The following is a 21,231-nucleotide window of genomic DNA, read 5'->3' on the forward strand; positions in this document are numbered from 1 at the left end:
GGACAGATCCACCTCCAGGGCGGCCAGGTCACCGTCTACGACCCCAAAGGCATGGACAACGCCCGCCGCGTCTTCCCCACCCTGCGCTACGCCGAGTCGGCGGAAGACGCGCTGCGCGACGCCGACATCGTGCTGCACCTCACCGAGTGGCCGGAGTTCCGCGACCTCGATCCGGAGCACCTGGCGGCGGTCGTCTCCCGGCCGCACCTGATCGACGGCCGGAACACCCTGGACCCGGCGCCCTGGCGCGCCGCGGGCTGGACGTTCCGCGCCATGGGCCGCCCGGCGGCGTAGCCCGGTCGCCCGGCGGCGTAGCCCGTCGCCCGGCGGCGTAGCCCCGGCGATCGGCGCGCGCCCCCGCTGGCGCGCGCCCGGGCCCGTCCCGTCCCGTACACGGCGAGGCCCCCCGTTCCGCCGGAAACGGGGGGCTGCGCCGTGCCTACGGGGGACCCTCAGACGGTGACGCCGTTGTCGCGCAGGTACGCGACGGGGTCGACATCCGAACCGTAGTCCGGGCTGGTGCGCACCTCGAAGTGCAGGTGCGGCCCGGTGGAGTTGCCGGTGGAGCCGGACAGGCCGATCTGCTCGCCGGCGCCCACGGACTGGCCCACGCTCACCGAGGTGGACGACAGGTGGGCGTACTGGCTGTAGTGGCCGTCGTCGTGCTCGATCACGACGGCGATGCCGTACGCGCTGCCGTCGGCGCCGTTGCCGGCCTTGACGACGGTGCCGGAGCTGACGGCCTTGATCGGGGTGCCGGAGCCGGCGGAGAAGTCGACACCGGTGTGGTAACCGCTGGACCACGAGCCGCCGGCGGCCCGGTACGGGGTGGACACGGGGGCGTCGACCGGAGCGGAGAAACCGCTCGCCGAAGCGTCCGCGGCGGGCTGCTCCTGCTGCGGCTCCGCGGCCGGCTTCTCCTCCTGTGCGGAGGGCTGGGCCGGAGCGGACTCCGGCTCCTCCAGGGTGACCTCTTCGCCGCCGTCGAAGACGTACTCCTGGCCGGGGAAGATCAGGTCCGGGTCGTCGCCGATGACGTCCTTGTTGGTCTCGTAGATCGACTGCCAACCGCCCTCGATGCCGTGCTTGATAGCAATGTCCCACAGGGTGTCCCCGGAGACGACGGTGTAGGTGCCGGCCTTCTCGTACTTCTTCTCCGGCGCCGGGTCCTGCTGCGGGGCCTGCTCCTGCTGGGCGGGCTGCGCCGACTCGGGCTGCGCCGCGGGCTCGCTCTCCGGCTGAGCCGCCTCGCCACCGCCGGTGGAGAGGTCGGGGGCGGGGCCGCCCTGGGTGAGCCCGGCCTGCACGGAGCAGACCGGCCAGGCGCCGGGGCCCTGGGACGCGAGCACCTTCTCGGCGATCTCGATCTGCTGCTCCTTGGTGGCCAGGTCGGCGCGCGGCGCGTACTGCAGGCCGCCGTAGCCCTCCCAGGTGCTCTGCACGAACTGCAGGCCGCCGTAGAAGCCGTTACCGGTGTTGATGCTCCAGTCGCCGGTGCTCTCGCACTGGGCGACTCGGTCCCAGGTGTCGACGGAGGCGGCCTGGGCGTGGCCGCCGGCGATGAGGGGGATGGCGACGCCGGCGCTGCCGGCGGTGATGACGAGGGCCCTGCTGCCCCGGGCTATCCGGCCCAGGCGACGGTGACGTCCGCGTGCGGACATGGACATGCTCCTCTCCGACGCCTGCGAGGTGAGCTGTCGGGTTCGAGCTGGAGATGCCCGGCCATGCGGAGCATGGCTTCACCCCAAGCCGTCCCGCGCTTGCGCGCAGTCCGGCACTTACCTGGGTCCCCCGCTCCTGCCGTGAAAACTGAAGTGCCTGCCCGTCCCCGCCGACAGGATTCGGCGTTACGGCGACGAGGTGCCCGCATCGGTGGCGCGAGCACGGCGAGCACCGTAAACACACAGCCGAAACCAGAACAAGCTGTAAACCGCCGTCAAGGCCGTTTCCCACGTCACATGGGAATCAGCCCGACAATCGCCACATCCCGCGCCGCTCCTCAATCCCCCCTCGCGGGTGGAGACTTATCGATTCCAGAGGAGTCGGACACATTGCCCCATGACATGAGAATTCCGTGAGTGACTTATGTCACTCTGCTCAACCCCGGGCGTCCGCGGGACCGTCGAGCTGTTCGATGGTCGCGATCGACGGACCGCGCCGCGCGGCCACCTCGCGGGCGGCCGACTCGGCGTCGCGCAGCACCCGCAGCGCGTTCCGCCACAGCAGCCTGGCCAGGTCTTCTTCCGACCAACGGCGGTGCAGCAGCTCGGCGACGAGGTGCGGATAACCGGCCACGTCGGCGAGGTCGGCGGGGGTGAACGGGGTGCCGTCGAAGTCGCCGCCGATACCGATATGGTCGATTCCTGCCGCTTCGCGCATATGGTCCAGATGGTCCGCCACGGTGGCGGCCGTCGCCCGCGGTCGCGGGTTCGCCTCCTCGAACGCACGGCGTACGCGGTCCGCTTCGTCGCCCGCGTCGAACGGGTCCAGACCGCGGGCGCGCATGTGCTCGTCGATTTCCGCGGTCCACGCCACGGCGGCCGGCAGGACGAACTTCGGCACGAACGTGGCCATCGCCACACCGCCGTTGGCGGGGAGCATTTCCAGCACATCGTCAGGAATGTTGCGCGGATGGTCACATAGGGCGAGAGCGGACGAATGGGAGAAAACGACCGGCGCCTCGGTGACGCGCAGCGCGTCGCGCATGGTGGCCGGCGCCACATGGGACAGGTCGACGAGCATGCCGACCCGGTTCATCTCCCGCACCACCTCCTCGCCGAAGGCGGTGAGCCCGCCGTGCCGCGGCTCGTCGGTGGCGGAGTCGGCCCAGTCGGTGTTGTCGTTGTGCGTGAGCGTCATGTAGCGCACGCCGAGGCGGTGCAGGGCGCGGAGGGTGGCGAGCGAGTTGGCGATGGAATGCCCGCCCTCGGCCCCCATCAGCGAGGCGATCCGGCCGGCGGCCCGAGCGGCCTCCACCTCGTCCGCGGTCGTGGCCAGCCGCAGGTCCCCGGGATAGCGGTCGACGAGCTGCCGCACCACGTCGATCTGCTCCAGACACGCGCTCACGGCGGCGTCCCCCGCCAGCTCGGTGGGCACGTACACGGACCAGAACTGCGCCCCCACCCCGCCGGCCCGCAGCCGCGGGATGTCGGTGTGCAGCCGCGCGCTCTGGTCGACGGCGATGTCGCGCTTGTCGATGTCGTACGCCACCTGCTCGCGCAGGGCCCAGGGGAGGTCGTTGTGCCCGTCGACGACGGGGTGTGCACGCAGCACGTCGCGCGCACGCGCGATCAGTTCGCCGGTCATGGGTGGTCCTCCCTGCGCGGATAGCGTGGCCAAGGCCACGCTATCCGCGCAGGGAGTCCCCGCGAACGACCGGGTCCGGGTGCGCGGCGAGCCGCCGCTGGAACTCCCGGTGGCGGAACTGGTACGCACTACGGAACGAGGGCATCCGCCGGCTACGGCGCCGTCTCCTCCGCCCGCTTGCGCAGCCGGCGGCCCTTCTCCCGGGCGAGGCCGTTCAGCTCCTCCTGGAACGCCGCCATCCGGGCGCGCAGCTCCTCGTCGTGGGTGCCCAGGATGCGGGCCGCCAGCAGGCCCGCGTTGCGGGCGCCGGCCACGGAGACCGTGGCGACCGGGACGCCCGCGGGCATCTGCACGATGGACAGCAGGGAGTCCATGCCGTCGAGGTGCTTCAGCGGGACCGGGACGCCGATCACCGGGAGGGGGGTGACGGAGGCCAGCATGCCCGGGAGGTGGGCAGCGCCGCCGGCGCCGGCGATGAGGGTGCGCAGGCCGCGGGCGGCGGCCTGTTCGCCGTAGGCGATCATCTCGCGCGGCATCCGGTGCGCGGAGAGGACGTCGACCTCGTACGAGATCTCGAACTCGGCGAGGGCCTGCGCCGCCGCCTCCATCACCGGCCAGTCGGAGTCGGAGCCCATGACGATGCCGACCAGCGGGCCGCTTTCCACGCCCCCTGTACTCATACGATGCTCATTCCGTGATCGTCCCCCGCAGGTAGTCGGCGGCGTGGCGGGCGCGCTCCCGCACCTCGTCCAGGTCGTCGCCGTAGGTGTTGACGTGGCCGACCTTGCGGCCGGGCTTCACGTCCTTGCCGTACATGTGGATCTTCAGCCCCGGGTCCCGGGCCATGCAGTGCAGGTACGCCGGGTACATGTCGGGGTAGTCGCCGCCGAGGACGTTCGCCATCACCGTCCACGGCGCGCGCGGGCGCGGGTCGCCGAGCGGCAGGTCGAGCACGGCGCGCACGTGGTTGGCGAACTGCGAGGTGACGGCGCCGTCCTGGGTCCAGTGGCCGGAGTTGTGCGGGCGCATGGCCAGCTCGTTGACGAGGATCCGGGGCTCGCCCGCGGCGTCGGCCGCCTCGAACAGCTCCACCGCGAGGTGGCCCACGACGTCCAGCTCCATCGCGATCTTCAGCGCGAGCTGCTGCGTACGCACCGCGACCTCGGGCGGCAGCCCGGGCGCGGGCGCGATGACGGTGTCGCAGACGCCGCCGACCTGGATCGACTCCACCACCGGGTACGCCACGGCCTGCCCGCTGGGCGAGCGGACGACGTTCGCGGCCAGCTCGCGGCGGAAGTCGACCAGCTCCTCGGCCAGCACCTGCACGCCCGCGCGGAACGGCTCCGCGGCGTCCTCCGCGCGGCGTACGACCCAGACGCCCTTGCCGTCGTACCCACCGCGGACCGTCTTCAGCACGACCGGGAAGCCGTCCCCCTCACGCCCCTCACGCCCCTCGCGCGCGAAGCGCGCCACGTCCGCCGGGTCGGTCACGATCCGGTGCCGCGGGCAGGGGATGCCCAGCTCCGTCAGCCGGGCCCGCATCGCGCCCTTGTCCTGCGCGTACACCAGCGCGTCCGGGCCCGGCCGGACCACGACGCCCTCGGCCTGCAGAGCGCGCAGATGTCCGGTCGGTACGTGCTCGTGGTCGAAGGTGATCACGTCGCAGCCGCGCGCGAACTCACGCAGCGTGTCCAGATCGTCGTGGTCCCCGACAACCGTGTCACCCGCCACCAGGGCCGCGGAGTCCTTGGTGGTGCCGCTGAGGAGCTTGAACCTGATGCCGAGGGGGATGCCTGCCTGGTGGGTCATCCGGGCGAGCTGTCCGCCGCCGATCATGCCGACTACCGGGAATGTCACGCACCCCAGCGTATCGGGCGGGGTGGCCGGACCCGCTCCCTGAAGTCGTCGGGCCGGTTAGCATGAGATCTCCGGTGCGCCGGAGAAGACCAGGACCAGGGGAACGCAAACCGACCATCGGAGTCTGAGAATCTTTATGAGTGCACGGCACCCGGCGGTATCGCGGCTGCGCCGCCTGAGCCGCGAGGTGGCCGAGTTCGCCGCCGTCGGGGGCATCGGCGTCCTGGTCAACCTCGCGGTCTTCAACCTCGTGCGGAACACCACGGAGCTGCCCGTGGTCCGCTGCAGCATCATCGCGACGGCCGTCGCGATCGTCTTCAACTACATAGGCTTCCGGTACTTCACCTACCGCGACCGGGACAAGACCCGGCCGCCGCGCGAGTTCACCCTGTTCCTGGTCTTCAGCGGCGCGGGGCTCGTGATCGAGAACGGCGTGCTGTACGTGGCCACGTACGGGTTCGACTGGGACACCCCGCTGCAGAACAACGTCTTCAAGTTCCTCGGCATCGGGGTCGCGTCGCTGTTCCGCTTCTGGTCGTACCGCAGCTGGGTGTTCCGCGTGGTGCCCGTGGCCGAGACCGCCGACGCGGGCGAGCCGGGCGACATAGCCGTCGCGGGTGACGTACGGATCCCCGGCAGCCGGCGGGAGCCGGAGGAACCGGGAGAGCCGGCAGGGCCGGAGGAACCCGAGGCGCAGGAAGAGGCGGTCGGAGCGCGCGGGTAGGACCTCCGTTCCGTACGAGCCCCCCCACGCCCCCCGCAAGCCCGGCGCGCGCCCCGCACGCCCCCCACAGCGATGCCCGTACGACCGCTCAGCGGTGTGCGTGCGCCCCCTCGTACGCCTCTCAGTGGTGCTCGTGCTCCCGCGCGAGGAACAGCGCGAACGTCGTCGGCTTCTGCAGCACCAGCTCCAGCCGCCCCCCGTCCGCCTCCGCCAGGTCACGGGCGACCGCGAGGCCCAGACCCGTCGAGTTGCGCCCGCTGACCGTGCGCTCGAAGACCCGGGAGCCGAGGTCCGCGGGCACGCCCGGGCCCTCGTCCGTGACCTCCACCACCACCTGGTTGCCCGTCACCCGGGTACGCAGCGCGACGGTGCCGGCGCCGTGCATCAGCGCGTTCTCGATCAGCGTCGCGAGCACCTGCGCCACCGCCCCCGGCGTGCCCACCGCGCGCAGGTCGTGCTTGCCGGAGCGGACGATCGCCCGCCCCTCGCCGCGGTACGCCGGCCGCCACTCCTCGATCTGCTGCTTGACGACCTCGTCCAGGTCGAAGCCCATGCCCGAGCCGGCCTTGGGGTCGCGGGACTTGGTCAGCAGCCGCTGCACGACGTCCGTCAGCCGCTCGACCTGGGTGAGCGCGACGGCCGCCTCCTCCTTGACCGTCGCCGGGTCGTCGGTGAGCGCGATCTCCTCCAGCCGCATGGACATCGCGGTCAGCGGCGTGCGGAGCTGGTGCGAGGCGTCCGCGGCCAGTCGCCGCTCGGCGGTGAGCATCCGCGCGATCCGCTCGGCGCTGGCGTCCAGCACGTCCGCGACCCGGTCCAGCTCGGGGACGCCGTAGCGGCGGTGGCGGGTGCGCGGGTCGCCGGAGCCGAGGCGTTCCGCGGTCTCGGCAAGGTCGGTGAGCGGGGCGGTGAGGCGGTTGGCCTGGCGTACGGCGAGCAGCACGGCGGCGCCGACGGCCAGCAGCGCCACGGCGAAGATGATCAGGAGCGTCTGGCCCAGCTCGTCGTTGACCCGGTCGCGGGGCTCCATGACCGTGACCCGCTCGCCCCGGCGGCCGGTCTCGGTGACCTCGATCACCGACCCCTCGGGCCGCTCCCCCATCTTCAGCACCGGTCCGCCCGGCAGGTCCACCTCCGCGTACCGCCCGTCGGTGACCTGGCCGGCGAGCGCTTGGCGGGTCACCCGTTCGTCGTCGGCGATCTTGCCCTCGACGAGGCTGAACAGCCGCACGGCCTCGGCCTGCACCCGGTCGTGCGCAGCGGCCTCGATGGTGCGGGTCTCGACGATGACCAGCGAGACGCCGAAGACGGCGATGACGACGAGCACGACCGCCAGGGTGCTGTTGATGAGCCTTCTGCGCATGGCTGCCGGGGGCCGCGGGCGGCCGGCCTAGCTCTTCTCGAAGCGGAAGCCCACCCCGCGGACCGTCGCGATGTAGCGGGGGTTCGCGGCGTCGTCGCCGAGCTTCTTGCGCAGCCAGGAGATGTGCATGTCGAGCGTCTTCGTCGACGACCACCAGGTGGTGTCCCACACCTCGCGCATCAGCTGCTCGCGCGTGACCACCCGGCCGGCGTCGCGCACCAGCACCCGCAACAGGTCGAACTCCTTCGCCGTGAGCTGCAGTTCCTCTTCGCCGAGCCAGGCGCGGTGCGAGTCGGTGTCGATGCGTACGCCGTGGGTGGCCGGCGGCTGCGCCTCGGTGGCGCCGCGGCGCAGCAGGGCGCGGACCCGGGCGAGCAGCTCGGCGAGGCGGAAGGGCTTGGTGACGTAGTCGTCGGCGCCCGCGTCGAGGCCGACGACGGTGTCCACCTCGTCCGCGCGGGCAGTGAGCACCAGCACGGGGAAGCCGTGCCCGTCGGCGCGCAGCCGCCGGCACACCTCCAGGCCGTCTATGCCGGGCAGGCCGAGGTCGAGCACGAGGAGGTCGACGCCGCCGCGGAGTCCGGCACCGAGCGCCGTGGGACCGTCTTCTCGGACCTCCACCTCGTACCCCTCCCGGCGCAGCGCGCGGGCCAGCGGTTCCGAGATGGCCGCGTCGTCCTCGGCCAGCAGTACTCGGGTCATGGTGCGATGGTAGACCTCCCGTCACCGAGAGTGGGCCGGTGGCGTCGGGTTCGCTCACCTCCCGGTACGTGGTCGAACGCCGCCGCGGCACCGTGCGCCGGTTTTCCCCCGGGCCGCCGGAGCAGAGGTGCCGCCGGGGCGGAGGTGCCGCCGGATCGCGGGGCGGGACGTTGTCGGCGACCATGAGGTCACCGGGCCGGCCGGTCCGCGGAGAGGCGGTGCGATGGCTGCGGTACGGGTCCGGCGGGGGCGGCTGCTCGCGGGCGCCGTGTTGGGCGTCGCGGCGACGGTCACCGCGGGGCTGGTACCGCCGGGCGGCGCGGCGCCGGAGCACGGGGCGGGGCGTACGGAGACGGCGGCGCGGACGGAGACGGCGCGGCGGGCGGCGGCGGAGCGGGCCGGAGAGCGGGCCGGCGGAGAGCGGGCCGCCGGAGAACGGGCCGCGGCGGAACGGCCGCTGCGGACCGGCGTCGAGGCGTACGGGAGACATCCGCGGCAGCAGGTCACCGTCCACTGGCAGCCGCGGCGCGCGCCCCGCGGCGGGCTCGTCATCCTGCACGGCGGCTACTGGTCGTACGACACCGACTGGAGCGGCTGGGCGCGGGCCTTCGCCCGCCGCGGTTACGGCGTCTTCGAGGTCGGCTACCGGCTCGCCCCCGGCGACCCCTGGCCGGCCCAGCGCGACGACGTGGTGGCGGCGCTGCGCTGGGTACGGCGCAACGCCGCCGCGTACGCCGTGGACCCGGTCCGGGTCGCGGTGCTCGGCTCGTCGGCGGGCGGGCAGCTGGCGGTGGCCGCCGCCACGCACGGCGCCGGGGCGGCGCGCACCGCCGGGGTGGTGGCGCTGTCGCCGGTGGCGTCGCCGTACCGGGCCTGGCTGGACGGCGGCGCGCCGGACGCGACGGCCGCGGGGCGGCGGTTGCGGGCGAGCGCGGAGCGGCTGGCCGGGTGCGTACCGGAGGGCACGCCGGCGTTGTCCGCGGACCCGGCCTGCCGGCGGGCGTGGCGGTCGCTGGACCCGCGGCGCGCGGCGTCCGGGCGGGACGACGCCCCGATGCTGCTGCTGCACTCGGCGGCGGACTGGGTGCCGTCGTACCACTCGGAGGCGGTGGCGGCGGCGGAGCGGGCGCGGGGGATGCGGGCGCGGGACGTCCGGGTGCGGGTGGTGCCGGGCAGCCGGCACGGCATGCGGCTGCTGGCGGGGCGGGGGGTGGTGGGGGAGATCGAGGGGTGGCTGCGGGAGCGGATCGGCTAGCGCGATCGCGGCGGTCGGGGGGCGTACGGAGCGAGGGGCCGGGGGCGTACGGAGCCAGGGGCGTACGCGATACGTACGCGGCGCTACAGCGGCGCCGACAGCTCCGCCCAGACGGTCTTCCCCGCCGCTCCCGCCGCCCGCTGCACGCCCCAGTCGAGGCACAGCCGCTGCACGATGAACATCCCGTGCCCGCCCGGCCTGCTGGCCCGGTGCGGAGTGCGCGGCTCCGGCGTGCCCGTACCGTAGTCGCTGACCTCCAGCCGCAGCACCTTCCCCGCCGTACGCAGCCGCAGCTCGTCCGGGCCGCCGCCGTGCAGGCAGGCGTTCGTCACCAGCTCCGAGACGACGAGCAGGACGTCCTCCGCAGCCGCGCGCTGCTCCGCGTTCACCGCGGGCAGCCAGCCCCAGTCCTCCAGGGCCCGGCGGGCGAAGTCGCGGGCCCGCGGCACCATGCCGCTGGCGCCGACGAGCCGCAGCCGGCGCACCTGCACCTGACCGGCGGGGGCGGGGTCACCGGCCGGGGTGGCCGCGGCCGGGGTGGCCGCGGCCGAGGCGCCGCCGCCCCGGCGCGCGGGCGCCGCGGCGCCGCTCCCGGCCTCGCCCTCCGACGGTGACACGCCCGGCGGCAACGACCTGAAGCTCATCGCCTCACGACACCCCCTTCGCGCAACCGCACGCCCGTTCGCGCACCCGTCCGCGCATTCGCGCCCATCCTGCTCGTTCCAGAAGTTTTCGCCTGGGCTTCTGCCCTACGAGATCGCGGAAACACCCCCGAGTTTCCTCAGGAAGCTGTGACGCGCATCACCTGTCGCACCGGCCCCACCCGACGGCCGGCGGCCAGGAGGTCACTCCACGAGAGCGGCCTCCACCGTGTCGTGCAGGGAGAAGACGGCCTCCGCACCGGTGATCTCGAAGACCCGGGCCACGACCGGCTGCAGGCCGGCGAGGTGCACGCCGCCGCCGTCGGCCTCGGCCTTGAGGCGGGCGCCGAGGAGCACGTTCAGCCCGGTCGAGTCGCAGAACTCCAGGCGTGAGCAGTCGAGTACGAGCCGGCTGCGGCCGCCGGCGATACATCGCTCAAGCGGCTCTCGCAGCACCTCGGCGGTGTGATAATCCAGTTCGCCCGCCGGTGTGAGGACGGCACTTCCGCCGTAGACCCGCACGTCGACGTGCAGTCGGCCGCGGCTCTGGCTTCCGGCGGTTCCGGCGTCCATGCGCGCATGTCTCCTGACCTTCGGGCTGTCGTGCGATGCAGCATCGACCCTACGCCTTTGGTCACATGTTCGGCACCCGAACAGCCTGCAAAATAGGGCAAATATGGACACACGATTCTTGCACCGGAGAGGAGAAGCCGGTAGGCCTAGAGGCACTCACAAAACACGTGGCCTCGGGAGGCGCCGCAAGACCGTAGCGGAAAGAGATGGCATCGGCAGCCACATGCCGAGAACGATGGAGGACAAATGTCACCCCGGCTCGACGCCGCGGCCAGCACGCCGCCGGCACGACCCCACGCCGAGCACGGCGACGACCACATTGAGCACCACGGCGCGGACATCGGCGAGTACTCCGTCTCCGACGGCGCCGACGGCGCGGACGGCGAGCCCGCGATCCCGTTCACGGGGAGCCTCGACGAGCTGGAGGGCATCGCCTTCGACGAGGTCGCCCCCGCTGACGCGCGGGCCATGTCGAAGACGCTCTTCGACCGGCTCGGCACCCTCGAAGAGGGCACCCACGAGTACTCGTACGTCCGCAACACCCTGATCGAACTCAACCTGGCGCTGGTGAAGTTCGCCGCCTCCCGGTTCCGCTCGCGCAGCGAGCCGATGGAGGACATCATCCAGGTCGGCACCATCGGGCTCATCAAGGCGATCGACCGCTTCGAGCCCGCCCGCGGCGTGGAGTTCCCCACCTTCGCGATGCCGACGATCGTCGGCGAGATCAAGCGCTTCTTCCGGGACACCTCCTGGTCCGTACGCGTCCCGCGGCGGCTGCAGGAGCTGCGCCTCGACCTGGCGAAGGCGGGCGACGAGCTGGCGCAGCAGCTCGACCGCGCCCCCACGGTCGACGAGCTGGCCGAGCGGCTGGACATCGGCAGGGACGAGGTCGTCGAGGGCATGGCCGCCTCGAACGCCTACACCGCCAGCTCGCTGGACGCGCAGCCCGAGGAGGACGACTCCGAGAGCGCCCTCGCCGACCGCATCGGCTACGAGGACCACGGCCTGGAGGGCATCGAGTACGTCGAGTCCCTCAAGCCGCTGATAGCGGAGCTGACGGCGCGCGACCGGAAGATCCTGTCACTGCGGTTCGTGGCCAACATGACCCAGTCGGAGATCGGCGAGGAGCTGGGCATCTCGCAGATGCACGTCTCGCGGCTGCTGTCGCGGACGCTGGTGCGGCTGCGCAAGGGGCTGATGGTCGAGGATTAGGCCGGGGGTAGGCCGGGGGCCGGCCGCGGGCGGCCTCCCCCGGTTTCCCGGGCGGCGGTGCCATGATCGCCGCATGGATCGCCCCACGGCCCCCTCCCGGCGGCGGGCCGGCGGCCCGGCCCCGGCGCTCGCCCTGCTCACGGCGCTGCTGCCGGCGCTGGTGTGGACGAGCGCATGCGAGGCGCCGCGCGGCGGGAGCGAGCCTGACCCGCCCGGCTCCGCCGCCGCGTCGTACGAACCGGACACCGGCGGCGACGCGTGGACCCCCTGTCCGCTGACGGGCATGGAGCGGCGCGAGTGCCGCGGCGTCACCGTACCCGTGGGCGGTGACAGCCACGAGACCCTCCGCCTCGCCCTCTCCCGGCTGCCCGCCCGCGACCCCGACCGCCGCATCGGCGCGCTCGTCCTCGCGCCCGGCGGCCCGGGTCTGTCCGGCCTCCAGGAGGCCGTCTCCGCCGGCGTCGACTACCCGCGCGAGCTGCGCGACCGCTTCGACATCGTCGGCTACGACCGCCGCGGCACCGGCCGCAGCCACCGCGTCGACTGCGGCGAGCCCCGCGGCGCGCTGGACCGCCTCGGTACCGCGCGCGGCCCCCGGCTGGCACGCGACGTCACCGCCGCCGACGCCGCCGCCCGCGACTACGTCGAGTCCTGCCGCATCGGCTACGGCCCGCTGCTGGGCCGCCTCGGCTCCCGCGCCGCCGCGACCGACCTGGAGCGGGTCCGGCGGGCGCTGGGCGAGGAGCGGATCAGCCTGCTGCTGCACTCGTACGCCACGGTGGCCGGCCAGGTCTACGTCACCCGCCACGCGGAGCGGGTGCGCGCGGCGGTCTTCGACGGCGTCGTCGACCCGGACCGGCCGGGCACGTCCTATGTACTGAGAACGCTGCACACGCGCGCGGAGCTGGACGACGAACAGGTGCCGGAACCGGCGGCCAGGTCCGTACCGCGCGAAGTACCGCCGGACGTGCGGGCGGCGTTCGACGAACTGGACCCCGGCCCGCCGCCGCTGGCGCTGTTCCTCGGGGTGCACTGCACGGACTTCCGGTGGCCGGGCAACCTGCGGGCGCTGCTGCGGGAGCTGGACGACGCGGACGAGGCACGGTGGCGTACGTGGACCGTGGCACGTGACTACGCGCCCTGCGTCCACTGGCCGGGGCGCGGGGAGCCGCTGGGCGCGGTCCGCCCGGCGGACGCGGACGAGGACGCCGGTGCGGGCCTCGGGGCCGATCTGCTGCTGGTCAACAGCGAGCACGACATCCGCACGCCGGCGGCGGGCGCGGAGCGGGTGGCGATGCGGTTCCGGGCGCCGCTGCTGACGGTCCCGGGCAGGCGGCACGGGCTGGTGGGGTTCGGCAACGAGTGCGCGGAGCGCGCGGCGGTGGACCACCTGACGGCACGTCCCGCGGCGGACCCGGACGTCGATATCAGTTGCTGACCACGTCAGTTGCCGGCCCCGCGGTCCACCGGTACCCGCACGCCCCGCTGCCACACCTCCGCCACCAGCGGCACCCCCGGCCGGTACGCCAGGTGCACGTGGCTCGGGGCGTCCAGCAGCGCCGCGTCCGCCCGGGCGCCCGGCGCGAGGCGCCCCACGTCCGTGCGCCGCAGCGCCGCCGCACCGCCCGCCGTCGCGGACCAGACCGCCTCGTCCGGCGTCATGCCCATCTCCCGTACGGCGACGGCCACGCAGAACGGCATGGAGCTGGTGAACGACGAACCCGGGTTGCAGTCCGTCGACAGCGCCACCGTCGCCCCGGCGTCCAGCACCCGCCGCACGTCCGGGTAGACCGCCCGCGTCGAGAACTCGCAGCCCGGCAGGAACGTCGCCACCGTCACCCCGGACGCCAGCGCGTCCACGTCCGCGTCGGTCAGGTGCGTCAGGTGGTCCGCGGACGCCGCCTCCAGCTCCACGGCCAGCTGCACCCCCGGCCCGTACGACAGCTGGCCCGCGTGCACCCGCGGGGTCAGGCCGCGGGCCTTGCCGGCCGCGAGGATCGCCCGCGCCTGGTCGCCGTCGAACGCGCCCTTCTCACAGAAGACGTCGATCCAGCGCGCGTACGGCGCGCAGGCGTCCAGCATCTCGCCGGTGACCAGCTCGACGTACGCGCCCGGATCGTCCTCGTACTCCGGCGCGACGACATGTGCACCGAGGTACGTCACCTCGGGCACCTGCCCCGCCGCGACCCGCAGCGCCCGCGCCTCGTCCGCCGTCGTCAGGCCGTAGCCGGACTTGGTCTCCAGCGTCGTCGTGCCCTGGCGGAGCGTCTCCCGTACGAAGCGGGCGAGGTTCGCGGCCAGTTCCCCGTCGGTGGCGGCGCGGGTGGCGGCGACGGTGGTGCGGATGCCGCCGGCAGTGTAGGGACGCCCGGACATGCGGGCGTGGAAGTCGCGGGTGCGGTCGCCGGCGAAGACGAGGTGGGAGTGCGAGTCGACGAAGCCCGGGAGCAGCGCCCGGCCCGCCGCGTCGTACGACACGTCGGCGGCCGGCGCCGCGTCGGTCGCACCGGCCCAGGCCACCCGGTCGTCCTCGAAGACGACGGCCGCGTTCTCCACCAGGCCGAGCGGGCCCTCGCCGAGGGCGGGGTCGTTGGTGACGAGGCTGCCGATGTTGACGATGGCGGTGGTGGCGGTGGCGGTGGTGGTCATGTTCCTGCCTCGGGTCGGTGGGCTGCCGGGTGCGGGTCCAGGTCCGGGTGCGGGTACGGGTCAGCCGCGCAGCGCGCCGATCGCCGCCGTCAGCGCCCCCGGCACGTCGTCCACCAGCGCGTGCACCCCGTCCCGTACGACGTGCCGGCCCCCCACCACCGTGTGCCGCACGTCCGCCGCCGTCGCCGCGAACACCGCCGTCTCCGCGCCGAGCCGTGGCATCGCGCCCGCCGTGCGCACGCTGTCCAGCGCGACCGTGGTGAAGTCCGCGAGCCCGCCCGGCTCCAGCCGGGCCGGCGCGTCCCAGCCGAGGGCGGCGTAGCCGCCTTCGGTGGCGGCGCGCAGCAGGTGGTGGGCGGTCCAGTGGCCGCGGCGGCGGGTGCGCAGCCGCTCGTTCAGCTCCATCGCCCGCGCCTCCTCGAAGAGGTCGACGACGGCATGGCTGTCGCTGCCCAGCGACAGCGGACTGCCCGCCCGCTCCACGGCCACGCCCGGGCCGATGCCGTCGGCGAGGTCCCGTTCCGTGGTGGGGCACATGCACACGCCGGTGCCGCTGCGGCCGAGGAGGGCGACGTCGTCGGCGGTGAGGTGGGTGGCGTGCACGGCGGTGGTGCGGCGGCCGAGGACGCCGTGGTCGGCGAGGAGGCGGGCCGGGGTGACGCCGTGGGCGGCGGCGCATGCCTCGTTTTCGGCGGGCTGCTCGGAGAGGTGGACGTGGAGGGGGGCGCGGCGGTCGGCGGCCCAGCGGGCGACGGTGGCGAGCTGGTCGGCGGGGACGGCGCGTACGGAGTGCACGGCGGCGCCGATACGGAGGGTGGGGTCGGGGGCGTCGGCGTCGGGGGCGGGGTCGGAGGCCGAGGCGGAAGCGGCGTCGGAGGCGGGAGCGGCGTCGGGAGCGGGGGCGTTGGCGGAGCTGAGGGCTGCGGCGCGTTCCGCCCACGCCTCCGCGTCGCCGTCGCTGAAGCGGAGCTGCTGCCTGCCCGGCGCCTCGCCGAAGCCGGCGGCGACGTAGACGGTGTCGAGCAGGGTGAGGCGGATCCCGGCCGCCGCCGCGGCGGCGATCAGCGCGTGGCCCATGGCGTTGGGGTCGTCGTAGCGGGCACCGCCGGGGGCGTGGTGGACGTAGTGGAACTCGCCGACGCAGGTGATCCCGGCGAGCGCCATCTCGGCGTAGACGGCGCGCGCGAGGTCGTAGTACGTGCCGGGGGTGAGCCGGTCGGCGACGCCGTACATCACTTCGCGCCAGGTCCAGAACGTGCCGGAGCCGACCTGGACGGTGCCGCGCAGGGCGCGGTGGAAGGCGTGGCTGTGGGCGTTCGCCAGGCCCGGGAGGGTGAGGCCGCGCAGCACGGTGGCGCCCGGCGGCGGGGCGGCGACCCCGGTCCGTACCGCGGCGAGCAGCCCGCCGGACGTCCCGGTCTGCAGGACGACGCCGGGTTCGACGACGCCGCCGACCCACGCCTGCTCCGCCCAGTACGCCGTCACACGGCCCCTTCCGCCCGTTCCGCCTGTCCCGCCCGTTCCGCCTGCCCCGCCGCGCCCTCGTCGCCGGCCAGGTCCGCCAGCACGTCCGCCAGCGCCAGCACACCCGCCGCGCAGTCCTCCTCGGCCGCCGACTCGGCCGGCGCGTGCGAGACGCCCGTCGGGTTCCGTACGTACAGCATGGCCGCCGGCACCGTGCCGGACAGGATCCCGGCGTCGTGTCCCGCCCCCGTCGGGAGCAGGGGCGCGCCGCCGAGGCGCGCGGCGAGGCGGTCGCGCAGGGCGTGGTCGAAGTCGACGACCGGCGTCAGCGACTCGCGGGTGACCTCTACCGCGGTGCCGTCGCGGCCGGCCCGCTCGCGCGCGGCCTGCTCGACGGCGGCGACGAGGGTGTGCAGGGTCTCCTCGTCGGCGGCGCGGGAGTCGAGCCAGCCGCGGACGAGCGCGGGGATGGCGTTGACGCCGTTGGGCTCGACGGCGACCTTGCCGAAGGTGGCGCGGGCGCCGGCCTGGGCGGCCTTCTTGCGGGCGGAGAGGACGGTGTGGGCGTAGGTCAGCATCGGGTCGTGGCGGTCCTCCATGCGGGTGGTGCCCGCGTGGTTGGCCTCGCCGCGGAAGTCGAACCGCCAGCGGCCGTGCGGCCAGATCGCCGACGCCACGCCCACCGCGTGGTCCGTACCGGCGAGCGCCACGCCCTGCTCGACGTGCAGCTCGACGAAGGCACCGACGCGCGCCAGCCGCTCCGGGTCGGGGCCGAGGGCGGCGGGGTCGTGGCCGGCGCGCTCCATCGCCTGCGGCAGCGTGACGCCGTCGGCGTCGCGCAGTCCGTGGGCGGCGGCGGTGGACAGGTGCCCGGCGGTGAGCCGGGAGCCGACGCAGGCCAGGCCGAAGCGGGCGCCCTCCTCGTCGGCGAAGTTGACGACGCCGAGGGGGCGGGCCGGGCGGACGCCGCGGGCGCGCAGCTCGTCGAGGGCGGCGAAGGCGGAGACGACGCCGAGGGGGCCGTCGAAGGCGCCGCCGTCGGGTACGGAGTCGAGGTGGGAGCCGGTGACGACGGCGCCGCCGGCGGCCGGATCGCCGAGCCAGGCCCACTGGTTGCCGTTGCGGTCGGTCTCGTACGCGAGCCCGCGCGCCTCGGCCTGCGCGCGGAACCAGGCCCGGCAGTCGGCGTCCGCCGCCGTCCAGGCGAACCGGCGGTAGCCGCCGGAGGGCGCGTACCGCCCGAGGGGCAGCAGGTCGCGCCACATCTCCTGGAAGGAGGACGGGCTCACGGCGCGGGGTCGCTTTCCCGCATCGGTACGCGCACGTCCCGCTCCGCCGCGATCTCCTCGGCCCGCTCGTAGCCCGCGTCGACGTGCCGGATGACCCCCATGCCCGGGTCGTTGGTCAGCACCCGGCGGATCTTCTCGCCCGCGAGCGCCGTGCCGTCGGCGACCGTCACCTGGCCGGCGTGCAGCGAGCGGCCCATGCCGACGCCGCCGCCGTGGTGGACCGAGACCCAGGACGCGCCGGAGGCGACGTTGACCATGGCGTTGAGCAGCGGCCAGTCCGCGATCGCGTCGGAGCCGTCGCGCATGCCCTCGGTCTCGCGGTACGGGGACGCCACCGACCCGCAGTCGAGGTGGTCGCGGCCGAGGACGAGGGGCGCGGCCAGCTCGCCGCTCGCCACCATGTCGTTGAACCGCTCGCCGGCCCGGTCGCGTTCGCCGTAGCCGAGCCAGCAGATGCGGGCGGGCAGGCCCTGGAAGTGGACGCGCTCGCCGGCCAGCCGGATCCAGCGGGCCAGCGACTCGTTCTCGGGGAAGAGGTCGAGGATCGCGCGGTCGGTGGCGGCGATGTCCTTGGGGTCGCCGGAGAGGGCGGCCCAGCGGAAGGGGCCCTTGCCCTCGCAGAACAGGGGGCGGATGTAGGCGGGTACGAAGCCGGGGAAGTCGAAGGCGCGCGCGTAGCCGGCGAGCTTGGCCTCGCCGCGGATCGAGTTGCCGTAGTCGAAGACCTCGGCGCCGGCGTCCTGGAAGCCGACCATGGCCTCGACGTGCCGGGCCATCGACTCGCGGGCGCGGGCGGTGAAGTCGGCGGGCTTCTCGGCGGCGTACGCGGCCATGTCGGCGAAGTCGACGCCGAGGGGGAGGTACGCGAGCGGGTCGTGCGCGGAGGTCTGGTCGGTGACGATGTCGACGGGCGCGCCCTCCGCGAGCAGCCGCGGCACCAGCTCGGCGGCGTTGCCGAGGACGCCGACGGACAGCGGGCGGCGGGCGTCGCGAGCCTCGGTGGCGAGGCGTAGCGCGTGTGCGGGGCTGTCGGCGCGTACGTCCAGGAAGCCGTGCTGCAGGCGGCGCTCGATGCGGGACGGGGCGCACTCGACGCAGAGCGCGACGCCGCCGTTCATGGTGACGGCGAGCGGCTGGGCGCCGCCCATGCCGCCGAGGCCGGCGGTGAGGGTGATCGTCCCGGCGAGGGTGCCGCCGAACCGCTTGGCGGCGACGGCGGCGAAGGTCTCGTACGTGCCCTGGAGGATGCCCTGCGTGCCGATGTAGATCCACGAGCCGGCGGTCATCTGGCCGTACATCGTCAGGCCCAGGGCCTCCAGCCGGCGGAACTCCTCCCAGGTGGCCCAGTCGCCGACGAGGTTGCTGTTGGCGATGAGGACGCGGGGGGCCCACTCGTGGGTCTGCATGACGCCGACCGGGCGGCCGGACTGGACGAGCATGGTCTCGTCCGGGCCGAGCGTCGTGAGCGTGCGCACCATGGCGTCGAAGGAGCCCCAGTCGCGGGCGGCCTTGCCGGTGCCGCCGTAGACGACGAGCTTGTCGGGGTGCTCGGCGACCTCGGGGTCGAGGTTGTTCTGCAGCATCCGCAGGGCCGCTTCCTGCTGCCACCCGCGGGCGCTGGGCCGGGTGCCGCGCGGGGCCCGGACGGGTCGGGGTCCTGCCATGCCTGCCTCCCAGACTGAATGAACAACAACACATCCTGACGCGACTGAATTGCCCTAGTCAAGGGCGCCCGACGTCCGACACTTGGACGCCGTACGACAGCATTTGCGGACGGATGATTGACTGCCGCCATGTCCGACGATCAGTCCGCGCACGCACCGCAGAACCTCCCGCTCGCCGCTCGCCGCGACCTGGCCGTACGCGCCGCACTGGCCGAGGGACTGGTCTCCGGGGCCGAGCCCGTGGTGGGGCTGCTGGACGTCGCGGGCATCCGGGAGTCGGCGCGCGCGCTGCGCGCCGCGTTCGACGAGGTGGTCGCGCCGGGGGCGCCGGTGCTGCACTCCTTCGCGGTCAAGGCCGCGGCGCTGGTGCCGGTGCTGCGGCTGCTCGCCGACGAGGGCCTGGGCGCGGAGGTGGCCAGCCCCGGGGAGCTGGAGCTGGCCCGCGCCGCGGACATCCCCCCGGAGCGCACCGTGCTGGACTCCCCCGCCAAGACCGCCGCGGAGCTGCGCGGCGCGCTGGCCGTGGGCATCGCGGTCAACGCCGACAACCCCGAGGAGCTGGCCCGCATCGACGGCCTGGTCCGCTCCGCGCCGACCCGCTCCACCATCGGCGTACGGGTCAACCCGCAGGTCGGCGGCGGCAGCATCGGCGCGATGAGCACGGCGACGGCCACGTCGAAGTTCGGCGTGACGCTGCGGGACGAGGGCGCCCGCGACTGGCTCGTCCGGACCTACGCCGACCGCCCCTGGCTGACCGCCCTGCACACCCACACGGGCTCGCAGGGCGTGCCGCTGCCGCTGATGGCGGCGGGGGTGCGGGCGGCGTACGAGCTGGCGGAGGAGATCAACGCCGCCGCCGGCCGACGGCAGGTCACGACGCTGGACATCGGCGGCGGCCTGCCGGTCAACTTCGACTCCGACGAGACCACGCCGTCCTTCCACGACTACGCGCGGCTGCTGCGCGCCGAGGTCCCGGGCCTCTTCGACGGCCGCTACGCGCTGGTCACGGAGTTCGGCCGGTCGCTGCTGGCGAAGAACGGGCTGGTCCTGGCGCGCGTGGAGTACGCGAAATCCGCCGGCGGGCGCCCGATCGCGGTGACCCACGCGGGCGTCCAGGTCGCCGTACGCACCGTCTTCGCCCCCGACTCGTGGCCCCTGCGGGTGGCGGCGTACGACGCGGAGGGCCGCCCGAAGACGGGCACGCCGGTCGCCCAGGACGTGGCGGGCCCGTGCTGCTTCGCCGGCGACCTGGTGGCCCGCGCCCGCGAACTCCCCCCGCTGGCGGCGGGCGACCACGTCGCCCTGCTCGACACGGGCGCGTACTACTTCTCCAACCCCTTCTCCTACAACAGCCTCCCCCGCCCCGCCGTCCACGGCTTCACCACGGACAGCGCCGCGCACACGGTCCGCTTCGCCACGGTCAGAACAGCCCAGACGCTGGCAGAAATCGCCACCGAGTCCGGCGCCCTCCACGCCACATCCCTGACCACCCTGACCTGACCCCGCCGGCGCCCTCCGGACGCGGTCCTCGACTCCCCAACCGTCGGCGAGCGAGTCCACCAATCAGCCCACGACCGGACACGTCGGTACCGGCTGCGTCGCGAACTTCGGGGCGCGGCCGGCCCCCGGGCAGACAGGGCCGGCCATGAACGGAGACATGCAGCGGTCCGCACTCGTCGGATGGCTGCGCGGCGCGCATGTGCAGCCGTCTGACGCAACGCTGACCGGCAACCGGACCCGCCAACGGCATACACCAGCGGACTTCCATCGGGCTGTGGATCGTCGACCGGCCCTGCGGGCGGCCCCGGCGACGTGATCCTCACGGCCACAGCATGCGCTTCGTCCACGCCGGCGGCGTGGACTCGTAGACGAGCCGGGTGTGGCGGCGCGACTTGTCGCCCTGCCAGAACTCCACCGTCTCCGGGCGCACCGCGTACAGCGTCCAGCCCGAGGCCACCAGCCCCGGGTCCGCCTCCACCCGGGTCAGCGACTCGCGGACCGCCGCGTCCCGCTCCGCCGGGTCCGCCAGCGGGCGGGACTGGCGGCCGAGCAGGGCCTCCGCGCGGGCCCCGGCGCCGCGGGCGAGGAAGTCCGCGGCGCTCAGCTCCGGGTCCGCGGTGCCGACCGGGCCCCGTACCCGTACCTGGCGGGCCAGCGACGACCAGTAGAACGTCAGCGCCGCGTACGGCCGCTTGGCCAGCTCCCGGCCCTTCGGGCTGCCCGCGTCCGAGGCGAACTGCCAGCCGTCCGGGCCGACGTCCTTGAGGATCAGCACCCGCGCCGACGGGTCGCCGCCCGCGTCCGCCGTCGACAGGGTCATCGCGTGCGGCTCGCGCACCCCCGCCCGTACGGCCGCCAGCAGCCAGCTCTCGAAGAGTGCGACCGGCTCGTCCGGTGTGTCCCGGGGATCGAACGACGGCAGGTCGCCCTCGAAGACCTCGATCCCGCGCAGCAGCCGCCTCAGCTCGCCCACGTTCCCTTCCCCTTTCATGCCGGTGCCCCTTCATGCCGGTGGCCCGGCCGGAAGACACC

19 protein-coding genes and 1 riboswitch are annotated in these 21,231 nt (G+C 74.3%); of the genes, 6 read left to right on the forward strand and 13 right to left on the reverse strand.

Going from position 1 to position 21,231, the window contains the following annotated elements:
* Positions 1 to 294 (forward strand): UDP binding domain-containing protein (locus tag T328_RS20225; protein WP_496497512.1); only part of this gene is annotated, 294 nt, incomplete at its 5' end.
* Positions 295 to 452: 158 nt separating this feature from the next.
* Here T328_RS20225 and T328_RS20230 read toward each other — a convergent pair.
* The 4 genes from T328_RS20230 to T328_RS20245 form a co-directional block, all read right to left on the reverse strand.
* Positions 453 to 1,661, reverse strand: a complete 1,209-nt coding sequence (locus T328_RS20230; protein ID WP_496497513.1) for a transglycosylase family protein — start codon at positions 1,659 to 1,661, stop codon at positions 453 to 455.
* A 3-nt stretch (positions 1,662 to 1,664) separates the two neighbouring features.
* A riboswitch (cyclic di-AMP (ydaO/yuaA leader) is annotated at positions 1,665 to 1,857 on the reverse strand.
* 240 nt (positions 1,858 to 2,097) lie between these two features.
* On the reverse strand, positions 2,098 to 3,306 hold the full coding sequence (locus tag T328_RS20235) for a dipeptidase (RefSeq protein WP_496497514.1): 1,209 nt from the start codon (positions 3,304 to 3,306) through the stop codon (positions 2,098 to 2,100).
* 152 nt (positions 3,307 to 3,458) lie between these two features.
* Positions 3,459 to 3,986, reverse strand: coding sequence for a 5-(carboxyamino)imidazole ribonucleotide mutase (gene purE / locus T328_RS20240; protein ID WP_496497515.1), 528 nt, complete (start codon positions 3,984 to 3,986; stop codon positions 3,459 to 3,461).
* 7 nt (positions 3,987 to 3,993) lie between these two features.
* The gene (locus T328_RS20245; protein WP_496497696.1) at positions 3,994 to 5,142 is read right to left on the reverse strand and encodes a 5-(carboxyamino)imidazole ribonucleotide synthase; all 1,149 of its coding nucleotides are present in this window, start codon (positions 5,140 to 5,142) and stop codon (positions 3,994 to 3,996) included.
* Positions 5,143 to 5,299: 157 nt separating this feature from the next.
* On the opposite strand from T328_RS20245, the gene T328_RS20250 reads away from it, so the two are divergent.
* A complete protein-coding gene (locus T328_RS20250; protein ID WP_496497516.1) occupies positions 5,300 to 5,887 on the forward strand; it encodes a GtrA family protein in 588 nt (195 codons plus the stop codon).
* A gap of 121 nt (positions 5,888 to 6,008) precedes the next feature.
* On the opposite strand, the gene T328_RS20255 is transcribed toward T328_RS20250, so the two are convergent.
* Together T328_RS20255 and T328_RS20260 are read right to left on the reverse strand one after the other, a co-directional pair.
* Positions 6,009 to 7,250, reverse strand: a complete 1,242-nt coding sequence (locus T328_RS20255) for a sensor histidine kinase (RefSeq protein ID WP_496497517.1) — start codon at positions 7,248 to 7,250, stop codon at positions 6,009 to 6,011.
* 27 nt (positions 7,251 to 7,277) lie between these two features.
* Positions 7,278 to 7,952, reverse strand: a complete 675-nt coding sequence (locus T328_RS20260; RefSeq protein ID WP_496497518.1) for a response regulator transcription factor — start codon at positions 7,950 to 7,952, stop codon at positions 7,278 to 7,280.
* Positions 7,953 to 8,175: 223 nt separating this feature from the next.
* On the opposite strand from T328_RS20260, the gene T328_RS20265 reads away from it, so the two are divergent.
* On the forward strand, positions 8,176 to 9,207 hold the full coding sequence (locus T328_RS20265) for an alpha/beta hydrolase (protein WP_496497519.1): 1,032 nt from the start codon (positions 8,176 to 8,178) through the stop codon (positions 9,205 to 9,207).
* A gap of 83 nt (positions 9,208 to 9,290) precedes the next feature.
* Here T328_RS20265 and T328_RS20270 read toward each other — a convergent pair whose 3' ends face one another.
* Positions 9,291 to 9,851 (reverse strand): ATP-binding protein, encoded by a 561-nt coding sequence (locus T328_RS20270; RefSeq protein ID WP_496497520.1) that lies wholly within the window; start codon positions 9,849 to 9,851, stop codon positions 9,291 to 9,293.
* 201 nt (positions 9,852 to 10,052) lie between these two features.
* The gene (locus T328_RS20275) at positions 10,053 to 10,421 is read right to left on the reverse strand and encodes an STAS domain-containing protein (RefSeq protein WP_496497521.1); all 369 of its coding nucleotides are present in this window, start codon (positions 10,419 to 10,421) and stop codon (positions 10,053 to 10,055) included.
* 246 nt (positions 10,422 to 10,667) lie between these two features.
* On the opposite strand from T328_RS20275, the gene T328_RS20280 reads away from it, so the two are divergent.
* On the forward strand, positions 10,668 to 11,633 hold the full coding sequence (locus T328_RS20280; RefSeq protein WP_496497522.1) for an RNA polymerase sigma factor SigF: 966 nt from the start codon (positions 10,668 to 10,670) through the stop codon (positions 11,631 to 11,633).
* A 73-nt stretch (positions 11,634 to 11,706) separates the two neighbouring features.
* Positions 11,707 to 13,071, forward strand: coding sequence for an alpha/beta fold hydrolase (locus tag T328_RS20285; RefSeq protein WP_496497523.1), 1,365 nt, complete (start codon positions 11,707 to 11,709; stop codon positions 13,069 to 13,071).
* Positions 13,072 to 13,076: 5 nt separating this feature from the next.
* Here T328_RS20285 and hutI read toward each other — a convergent pair whose 3' ends face one another.
* Genes hutI through hutU form a run of 4 tightly spaced genes read right to left on the reverse strand, consistent with a single transcriptional unit; the run spans position 13,077 to position 18,699 of the window.
* On the reverse strand, positions 13,077 to 14,282 hold the full coding sequence (gene hutI / locus T328_RS20290) for an imidazolonepropionase (RefSeq protein WP_496497524.1): 1,206 nt from the start codon (positions 14,280 to 14,282) through the stop codon (positions 13,077 to 13,079).
* Positions 14,283 to 14,342: 60 nt separating this feature from the next.
* Positions 14,343 to 15,767, reverse strand: a complete 1,425-nt coding sequence (locus tag T328_RS20295) for a formimidoylglutamate deiminase (RefSeq protein WP_496497525.1) — start codon at positions 15,765 to 15,767, stop codon at positions 14,343 to 14,345.
* Complete coding sequence (locus T328_RS20300; RefSeq protein WP_496497697.1) at positions 15,764 to 17,011, reverse strand: allantoate amidohydrolase; 1,248 nt, start codon at positions 17,009 to 17,011, stop codon at positions 15,764 to 15,766. The genes T328_RS20295 and T328_RS20300 overlap by 4 nt, the downstream gene beginning before the upstream one ends.
* A gap of 20 nt (positions 17,012 to 17,031) precedes the next feature.
* Positions 17,032 to 18,699, reverse strand: a complete 1,668-nt coding sequence (gene hutU, locus T328_RS20305) for a urocanate hydratase (protein WP_496497526.1) — start codon at positions 18,697 to 18,699, stop codon at positions 17,032 to 17,034.
* Positions 18,700 to 18,828: 129 nt separating this feature from the next.
* Between hutU and T328_RS20310 the strand changes: the two genes are divergently transcribed.
* On the forward strand, positions 18,829 to 20,199 hold the full coding sequence (locus T328_RS20310) for a type III PLP-dependent enzyme domain-containing protein (protein WP_496497527.1): 1,371 nt from the start codon (positions 18,829 to 18,831) through the stop codon (positions 20,197 to 20,199).
* A 319-nt stretch (positions 20,200 to 20,518) separates the two neighbouring features.
* On the opposite strand, the gene T328_RS20315 is transcribed toward T328_RS20310, so the two are convergent.
* The gene (locus T328_RS20315; protein ID WP_496497528.1) at positions 20,519 to 21,190 is read right to left on the reverse strand and encodes a pyridoxine/pyridoxamine 5'-phosphate oxidase; all 672 of its coding nucleotides are present in this window, start codon (positions 21,188 to 21,190) and stop codon (positions 20,519 to 20,521) included.
* Positions 21,191 to 21,231 lie beyond the last annotated feature (41 nt).

This window comes from Streptomyces sp. CNX435, from assembly GCF_059570575.1.